Origin of the sequence: Mesorhizobium sp. M2A.F.Ca.ET.039.01.1.1 (assembly GCF_003998035.1) — a bacterium.
Lineage (GTDB): Bacteria > Pseudomonadota > Alphaproteobacteria > Rhizobiales > Rhizobiaceae > Mesorhizobium.
In genome coordinates this window covers 1-1,803 of the sequence record NZ_RZRY01001003.1, presented here as the reverse complement: position 1 = coordinate 1,803, position 1,803 = coordinate 1, and the positions used below count along the sequence as shown (strand labels likewise).

Here is a 1,803-nt window from a genome sequence, read left to right as displayed (position 1 = left end):
GTCTTTGCGCGCTGGACCTGAGATCGCAAAAATTCGGCGCCGATGATATCGCCCAGACCCGCGTCGGCCATATCGAGGCCGTGACGTTCCGTTCGCCGGCAGGTTTCGACATACTCTTCGACATCACGGCTTCGGCCTACTTCGCCCGCGCCGTTGCGGCGGTGGCCGGCCACACAGCATAGAGGATAGTCATGACCCGCCCGCAAGGAACCATCGCCCCCATCCTGACGCCGTTCGAAGACGACGGCCGCATCGCGCGCGATCTCTGGATCTCCCACGCCAAATGGGTGCTCGGCCGGGGCGCGCATTTCCTCTCGCCCTTCGGCACTACCGGCGAAGCGCTCTCGGTTTCGCTGCGCGAACGCATGCAAGCGCTGGAATGGCTGCTCGAGGCTGGTATCGCGCCCGACCGGCTGATGCCCGGCACTGGTGTGACCGCGCTTCCCGAAACAGTCGAATTGTCGGCGCATGCCGTCGGCCTCGGCTGCGCCGCGGTCATGGTGCTGCCGTCCTTCTTCTACACCGGCGCAGGCGACAATGGTCAGGCGCGCTATTACAGCGAGCTGATCGAAAAGGTGGCAAAACCTTCGATGCGGGTGATCCTCTACCATATCCCGCAAAATTCCGGCGTGCCGGTCAGCCCGGCGCTGACAGCCAGACTGAGCAAGGCCTTTCCGGACACGGTCGTCGCCTACAAGGATAGCGCCGGCGACTGGAACAACACCGCCGCCGTCATCGCCGCCGCGCCCGATATCTCCGTGTTCCCAAGCTCGGAGGCGCAACTCACCAAGGGTCTTGCCAGCGGCGCGGCCGGCTGCATCTCGGCCACGGTCAATCTGAACGCCGCCGCCATCCGCCGCCTCTACGATGCGGCAAGGAAGGGCGAAGACGTCATGGAGGCGGATGCAGCCGTCAAGGCGTTCCGAAAGGTGATCCAGGACGCCGGGCTGATCCCGGCGATGAAGGCGGTGCTTGCGGTCAAGTCCGGCGACCGGCGCTGGCTAAACCTGCGCGCGCCGCATGAGAATGCGACGTTGGAAAACGGCAGGGCTTTGCTTGTCGAGCTCGGCAGTGCTGCCGACCATATCGGCGGCAATTGAGGTCGCGATGTCGGCGCGCCCAACAATCATCCTGCACACCGACAAGCTGGCGGGTGCGCTTGCCGTGCTCGCCGAGACGCATCCGGACCTCGAAGTCCATGCCTGCGATACCTATGCCGGCCTCCCAGCCCTGATCGAACAGATCAGCGCCGAGGTGGTCTATTCGATCCGTTTCGACGGCACGCCGCGCTATCCGCGCCAGGCGCTGACCGAGAGCCCGACGGTGAAATGGGTGTCGATCGGCGGCTCCGGCACCGATCATCTCGGGCGCTGGGATCCGGCGCATGTTATGGTCACGAATTCGGCCGGCGTCGCCGCAGGCATGCTGGCCGAATATGCGTTGGGCGCGATGCTCTCCTTCTCCCTCGACCTGCGCGGTTTCGAACGCCGGCAGCAGGCCCGCCAATGGGGCGGCGGCCGCGTCGAGCCGATCGAGGGCAAGACCCTCCTCATCATCGGCCTCGGCAAGACCGGCGAGGCCGTCGCGCGCCGCGCCCAGGCGATGGGCATGCGCACGCTGGGCGTCCGCGCACGGCCGAAACCAATGCCCTCGCTCGACGAGGTTCATGGTCCCGACGCGCTGCTGGCACTGATCGGCCGCGCCGATTTCATCGTCTGCTGCGTGCCTCTGCTGCCGACCACGCGCGGTCTGTTTGGCGAGGCCGCCTTCGCCGCGATGAAGCCGTCCGCCGTGCTCATCGAC

At 66.2% G+C, this 1,803-nt stretch carries 3 protein-coding genes; all 3 read left to right on the top strand.

What is annotated here, in order from left to right; all coding sequences use genetic code 11:
- Positions 1-182: hypothetical protein (locus tag EOA24_RS42115; RefSeq protein WP_210213643.1), on the top strand; the 182-nt coding region annotated here is incomplete at its 5' end.
- A gap of 9 nt (positions 183-191) precedes the next feature.
- Entirely contained in the window at positions 192-1,100 is a 909-nt protein-coding gene (locus EOA24_RS36620) for a dihydrodipicolinate synthase family protein (RefSeq protein ID WP_126082266.1), read from the top strand.
- A partial coding sequence (locus tag EOA24_RS36615; RefSeq protein WP_245501947.1) for an NAD(P)-dependent oxidoreductase occupies positions 1,072-1,803 on the top strand: 732 nt, incomplete at its 3' end. The genes EOA24_RS36620 and EOA24_RS36615, both read left to right, overlap by 29 nt.